Genomic DNA, 6,379 nt, shown 5'->3' with positions numbered 1-6,379 from the left:
TCAACACCTTTTTTAAAATGTTTTTTCGTAATCATCCCCGCTGCGCTTTCGCACCGCTAAGACAACTTTATCATTCTACTACGTTGCGTCTCGCTTGTCAACTACTTCTTTCGATATTTCCTTTCAGAAATTGTTGTTTGCGTATCAGACGACTATTAAAATTATACGCGCTTCTCACAAAAAGTCAACACTTTTTTCAAAAAAGTTTTCAAATTATTCTTCAAAGCTAACAAACGCCGTTGTTTGTAGGGTTTCTAGCAACCCGTGTAACTTGTTTGCCGGTACAAATTCCAATTGATTGGCCAATGCCTGGGTAATACCTGCCATATCATTGACTTCAAATGAATAGAGTGACAAGAGTTGATCACCGGCTTGAACACTTGTCAATTCACCCAGACGCCAATGATCAAAATTATCTAACCCTAACTTTTTCAATTCACGTAACACGACACCTAAAGACGTTTCTTGATGGTGACGATGGATTTTAGCTGTGAAAAACTGATAACTATCTCCTGTCTTTTCCACAAGGAAATAGGGTAAATCATTTTCAAAAGCAATCGCAGTCGCTGCAATAAGTGACATAACTTCTCCTTTACTGATCAATACGTGCCAAAGCTTCAGCGATCCATTCATCGCGATGCGCTGCAATTGGTGCAAACCCATAGTTTAGATGATTGTTCGTCCAAAAGTGTTTCCGTAGGCTGATATTTTTAGGTAATGTTGTGGTTGGCATCAAGTTGTCTTGCCGTAAAGACAGACTGATTTTATTGGTGTATTGCTCAATATCTAAAACAGTCACCACAACTTCTTCGCCAATCTGCAACTCGTGATTCAAGTCGTGTACAACACCTGATCGGCACTCAGAAATATGAATCAAACCTTGGGTATGGTCATCTAGCATGACAAACGCACCATAAGGTTGTATGCCTGTAATACGCCCTTTCAACTTTTGTCCAATATGATAAGTCATAATTTAAATCCTCATTACCATTATAACAAAAAAAGCAGACACTTAGTCTGCAATTTCAATCGTTTCAATTTTAACGTCTTCACGTGGCTTATCATACATATCGACAGCGACGCCGGCAATCTTATCCACAACATCCATACCTTCGATAACTTGACCGAAAACAGTATGCTTGCCGTTTAACCATGGTGTTTCATCAGCTTGTACAATGAAGAACTGTGAGCCATTTGTGTTTGGACCCGCATTTGCCATTGACAATGCGCCACGCACATTCAACAACTTGTCAGAAAATTCATCTTCAAAGCTACCGCCCCAAATACTTTCGCCACCCATACCAGTACCTTCAGGGTCGCCACCTTGAATCATAAAGTCGCGAATAACACGATGGAAAATCCCATTATCGTAGTAACCGTTCTTAGCGTGTGTTGTAAAGTTTTCAACTGTCTTTGGCGCAATGTCCGCAAACAACTTGACTTTAATGTCACCTTGGTTTGTCTTAAACGTTGCAACTGGACCTGCGTAGTTCGCTGCATCTTGTTGTGGATAGTCTGTCATGATTGAACCTCTCTCGATTATGCTTGGTTTTAATTGAAAAACACCGGCCACCTGCTAAGTCGTGCCTTGGGCGTTTCATATCTGATGTGTGATCGGTATTAAACTTGATCTTCTAAATCAGGATCGATGATCACATCACCGTTTTCAATTTCTTCAAGTGCTTGACCAACTGACTTATTTGAGTTGAACTTTTCTTGGGTTGCAGGCAAGCCAGCATCCAATTCACGGGCACGCTTGGCCCCAAGTGCAATCAACTTGTAACGTGAGTCAACTTTTTCAAGCAACTTATCAACGGATGGATAAAGTAACATGGTAATTCTCCTTATAATGTCTTTTCAAAAACGCGCGCAACACGCAATCGTTCTGCGGTAATGATTGCCTTGATTCGGTCAACAGCGTGAATCACTTGATCATTTTCAACGGCATAGTCGTAGTTGATCATTTGCTTCAACTCATCACGGGCGGCAGCAACACGTTTCTCAATAACTTCTTGAGAATCAGTGCCACGACCAACCAACCGTTCGCGTAAATTAGTCAGATCTGGTGGTGTTAAGAAAATGTAAATACCTTCAGGCATCTTTGACTTTACTTGCAAAGCACCTTGGACATCAATTTCCAAAAAGACATCGCGACCGCTCGCTAGCGTTTCATCAATGAAGCTTTTAGGTGTCCCGTAATAGTTATTTACATATTGGGCATATTCTAGCATATCCCCATTGACAATTTTTTGTTCAAATCCTTCACGAGAAACAAAAAAATAGTCTTCGCCATCAACCTCGCCAACACGTGGTTGACGCGTTGTTGCTGAAATTGAATATTGAAAATCAATACCCTCTTCTTCAAAAATAGCCTTGCGCACCGTTCCCTTACCAACACCGGAAGGGCCCGAAAGCACAATTAGTAAACCACGCTGCGTCATCATTTATCCTCTTTATGTACTAATGATAACATTATACAGGCTTTCCCCTTGTTATTCAATGGTTCGTCAAAGAATCGCCCGAATAGAATGTTTGTTCCCATGGACAAATAAGGTGGTTATCCACAAAATACCGCATTTTATCAACATCTTATACCCGAACGAATGTTCAAGAAAAAGTAAAGTCAAAATATAATAGTTGCTTTTTTGAACATTTGTTCGTATGATAAGACTATCGTATGATCAAGGAGCAGGTTTATGCAAAATTATCTTGTACACCAACCCGTTGCTACGCAACTACAACATCATATGCATCGCCTTAAAAAGCTACTCACGCCGAAAAGACGTGTGCCTTTAAAGTGCCAGCTCCCAGCTGATGACTTGATTGATCGCTTGGCAGTCGCACTAAATTCAGATCAAGTCGTCATGATTCAAGTCAATGTGTCACTACTATCTGAAGAAGTGACGAACTTCACTGGTTATGTTTATCAGAATCAACATGGGGAAATTTTAATCCAATCCCCCAAAACCCATCAAATGACCACCATTTTACCTGGTACGATTCGTCATATTACATTATAAAAAGGACAATCGCTATTTCAATAGTGATTGTCCTTTTTACTTATTTTTATAAGGCACGTTCTGCCAAAACATCTTCTGGCATTTGCTCAAGAAGATGATTCAAGGCTGCCACATCAATGTAGCGATCAATACCAGCAGTCCCTGTCACAAATTCACTTAAGCCACTAATATCTTGCTTTTGACTCAAGAAAGTGAGATAAGATTTCACCTCACCACCAATGCCATCAAGGTTATCCCAATCCGGTGACCAATAATTAAACAACTTATCCGTTGCTAACGCATTAAACATCGCTGGTTGCCATAAGTCATGCGTCGCTTGATATTCAGTCGCCAATCCTTCATGGAACCCACGCAACATGTTAACCACGTTATCACTGACCACATCTTTTACAGAAGCCGCCTTGAATTGCGCCAAGCGCTTGTCAGCAAATTCGAGTTCAGCTTGAATTTGCGCTTCAGTCAACTTAGATTCAAGCGCAACAACTGAATCAGCGTCCTTTAAGGGCTTCATCTTTGGTGACAACCCTCTAAACGTCTCAGCAATGACTGGTAGGTTAAAGTGATCATCCTTATCGTCCACCTGCAAGAACTTGAATTGCAAATCATCGATTGCGGAAGATGTCTTCATCAATTCAGCCACATCTTTACCTTGCCACTTGAAGAAGTTAATTGCCATCACCGTGCGCATAATCATGCGCCAGAAGTTAATGTCAAACTTCGGTGCGTGTGCCACAAAGCGTTCATTCACGCTACCTTCTTTAACCAAGAATTGTTGCATGTCATAGAGCACTGGCACAAGCATCACAAAGTAACGCCAATCGCGATCATCACTATTGACCAATGCGGCTTGCATGACTTCATTTAACTTAACGACCGCCCGTTCATTGCTCGTGAAGCTGGTAAAGTTATGGTTAACCATCATCGCAATGACATCATCCAAGAAGAATGAGGCCACTTCAAACGTTTCAGGGCTATACTTTTGTCGGTGCGTTAAATAATAACGCGCTCTTAAAAATCCAGCGAATTCATTATAGTTGAATTCCGGCAACTTATGCTTATTCATAAATTTCTGTTGCTGTTGCCGATGCTTCAAATTTTTAATTTGTGCTGACTTACCTTGCTTCATATTTTATTAGCGTGCATGATATCGCACGCCCCCCCTTCTAAAATATTGTTAGATACTAAGATCCAAACTATACTTCCCATGACCAAATTCACGTAAGCGGAACTGGAAAACTTGTTCTTGGCGTTCTAACGCCGGTGTCGCCACCACGGCTTGTTGCTTGCTAGTGAGCTCCGCCACTTCAATGGCACCGTTAATTGCAGACATCACGGGTGCAAACAACTTCGTATCTGCTGACACATAAAACATGTCAGCATTCCCATAGGTTGCCGATCTACGTGTCAAATTAACCGATACTTTATACCGATTAGCCTCAAAAACAATATGATTATAATTGAAATCATGTGCATAGTGGAATAGTGAGGATATAAATTCCCCTGCGTCAAACTTTTCTTTTGCCATACTTTTGGACGCCCCAACGGGTACGTCATTCCTTTAACTTAAATTCGTTCACCCTCTATTGTACAGATAAATCCACGGTCTGACCACTAATTCGCCCTATTTTGCGATATCTTCACGTCAACCTATCGGTTAAGCACGGCTAATATGATATTATTTTGATACTAAATTGGGTAAATAATTTGTATTTTACACCATTTTAGCGTAAAATAGAAGGGTATTTTTAATAAATATGTTTGTAACGTTGTTAATTCAATAACAACGTATCAAAAATCAATCGGAGGATTTTATGGAAGACAAAGGAAAGACATTTTTCGGTCAACCTTTAGGACTGTCAACACTGTTCATGACTGAAATGTGGGAGCGTTTCTCATACTATGGTATGCGCGCCATCTTGCTTTACTATATGTGGTTCCTCATCAGTACTGGTGATCTACACATTACACGAGCAACAGCCGCATCAATCATGGCAATTTACGCTTCAATGGTTTACCTTTCTGGTACGATCGGTGGTTTCGTAGCCGATCGTATCATCGGAGCACGTCCAGCTGTATTCTGGGGTGGTGTTCTCATCATGCTTGGACATATCGTGCTCGCTTTGCCTTTTGGCGCAAGCGCATTGTTTGGGTCAATCATCTTAATTATTATCGGAACTGGTTTCTTGAAGCCAAACGTTTCAACATTGGTTGGGACATTGTATGACGAACATGATCGTCGTCGTGACGCTGGTTTCTCAATCTTTGTGTTTGGTATTAACTTGGGTGCGTTCATTGCACCACTTATTGTTGGTGCTGCACAAGAAGCTGCAGGTTACCACGTGGCCTTCTCATTGGCAGCAATCGGTATGTTTATTGGTTTGCTGGTTTATTACTTCGGTGGTAAGAAAACATTGGATCCGCATTACTTGCGCCCAACTGATCCACTAGCACCAGAAGAAGTTAAGCCATTACTGGTTAAGGTAAGCTTAGCTGTTGCTGGCTTTATTGCAATCATCGTTGTGATGAACCTTGTCGGTTGGAATTCATTGCCTGCCTACATCAATCTCTTGACGATTGTTGCGATCGCCATTCCAGTTTTCTATTTTGCTTGGATGATTTCTTCAGTAAAGGTGACGTCAACTGAACGTTTGCGTGTTGTGTCTTACATCCCACTTTTCATCGCTGCTGTTTTGTTCTGGGCGATTGAAGAACAAGGCTCAGTTGTGTTGGCAACATTTGCTGCTGAACGTCTTGATTCATCTTGGTTCCCTGTCTCATGGTTCCAATCATTAAACCCACTGTTCATCATGCTTTACACACCATTCTTCGCTTGGCTATGGACTGCCTGGAAGAAAAACCAACCATCATCACCAACAAAGTTTGCTGTTGGTTTGATGTTTGCCGGCTTAAGCTTCTTGCTAATGGCCATTCCTGGTGCTTTGTATGGTACAAGTGGTAAAGTATCACCACTATGGTTAGTTGGTTCATGGGCCCTTGTTATCGTCGGTGAAATGTTAATTTCACCTGTCGGCCTATCCGTCACAACTAAGTTGGCACCAAAAGCCTTTAATTCTCAAATGATGTCAATGTGGTTCTTGTCATCAGCTGTAGGTTCTGCTTTGAACGCACAACTGGTGACGTTGTATAACGCCAAATCTGAAGTCGCTTACTTCTCTTACTTCGGATTAGGTTCTGTTGTACTTGGTATTGTTCTCGTCTTCCTATCAAAGCGTATTCAAGGTTTGATGCAAGGTGTTGAATAAATTGCATAAAAAAGCGCTCACAATATGTGGTGTACCCAAAAAGTTAAAGTAAAATATTTTAGCTAATCAAGCGGCCATTTGTCGGTATTCTACCGG

At 41.2% G+C, this 6,379-nt stretch carries 9 protein-coding genes; 2 read left to right on the top strand and 7 right to left on the bottom strand.

Annotated elements, in window-relative coordinates; all coding sequences use genetic code 11:
- Positions 1 to 213: 213 nt before the first annotated feature.
- The 5 genes from IE039_RS08025 to gmk all read right to left on the bottom strand — a co-directional run bounded on the left by IE039_RS08025 (position 214) and on the right by gmk (position 2,441).
- Positions 214 to 582 carry a hypothetical protein gene (locus tag IE039_RS08025; protein ID WP_010004387.1) on the bottom strand — a complete coding sequence of 123 codons (369 nt, stop codon included), beginning with the start codon at positions 580 to 582 and terminating at the stop codon, positions 214 to 216.
- A gap of 10 nt (positions 583 to 592) precedes the next feature.
- Positions 593 to 970, bottom strand: coding sequence for a CvfD/Ygs/GSP13 family RNA-binding post-transcriptional regulator (locus IE039_RS08020; protein ID WP_189429006.1), 378 nt, complete (start codon positions 968 to 970; stop codon positions 593 to 595).
- Between the two features lie 42 nt (positions 971 to 1,012).
- On the bottom strand, positions 1,013 to 1,522 hold the full coding sequence (locus IE039_RS08015) for a peptidylprolyl isomerase (protein WP_010005817.1): 510 nt from the start codon (positions 1,520 to 1,522) through the stop codon (positions 1,013 to 1,015).
- Between the two features lie 98 nt (positions 1,523 to 1,620).
- The gene (rpoZ, locus tag IE039_RS08010) at positions 1,621 to 1,833 is read right to left on the bottom strand and encodes a DNA-directed RNA polymerase subunit omega (RefSeq protein ID WP_010005818.1); all 213 of its coding nucleotides are present in this window, start codon (positions 1,831 to 1,833) and stop codon (positions 1,621 to 1,623) included.
- Between the two features lie 11 nt (positions 1,834 to 1,844).
- A complete protein-coding gene (gmk, locus tag IE039_RS08005) occupies positions 1,845 to 2,441 on the bottom strand; it encodes a guanylate kinase (protein WP_010005819.1) in 597 nt (198 codons plus the stop codon).
- A gap of 255 nt (positions 2,442 to 2,696) precedes the next feature.
- Between gmk and IE039_RS08000 the strand changes: the two genes are divergently transcribed.
- The gene (locus IE039_RS08000; RefSeq protein ID WP_189429005.1) at positions 2,697 to 3,020 is read left to right on the top strand and encodes a hypothetical protein; all 324 of its coding nucleotides are present in this window, start codon (positions 2,697 to 2,699) and stop codon (positions 3,018 to 3,020) included.
- Between the two features lie 46 nt (positions 3,021 to 3,066).
- Here IE039_RS08000 and IE039_RS07995 read toward each other — a convergent pair whose 3' ends face one another.
- Entirely contained in the window at positions 3,067 to 4,146 is a 1,080-nt protein-coding gene (locus IE039_RS07995) for a metaphase chromosome protein 1 (protein WP_189429004.1), read from the bottom strand.
- A 48-nt stretch (positions 4,147 to 4,194) separates the two neighbouring features.
- Positions 4,195 to 4,545 carry a hypothetical protein gene (locus tag IE039_RS07990; RefSeq protein WP_019040723.1) on the bottom strand — a complete coding sequence of 117 codons (351 nt, stop codon included), beginning with the start codon at positions 4,543 to 4,545 and terminating at the stop codon, positions 4,195 to 4,197.
- Between the two features lie 286 nt (positions 4,546 to 4,831).
- Between IE039_RS07990 and IE039_RS07985 the strand changes: the two genes are divergently transcribed.
- Positions 4,832 to 6,283, top strand: coding sequence for a peptide MFS transporter (locus tag IE039_RS07985; RefSeq protein WP_019040724.1), 1,452 nt, complete (start codon positions 4,832 to 4,834; stop codon positions 6,281 to 6,283).
- Positions 6,284 to 6,379: the final 96 nt, after the last annotated feature.

The sequence above is a fragment of the Leuconostoc lactis KCTC 3528 = DSM 20202 genome, assembly GCF_014651235.1.
In the GTDB taxonomy this organism is placed as follows: Bacteria; Bacillota; Bacilli; order Lactobacillales; family Lactobacillaceae; genus Leuconostoc; species Leuconostoc lactis.
This window is presented reverse-complemented; position numbering and strand designations above follow the sequence as displayed.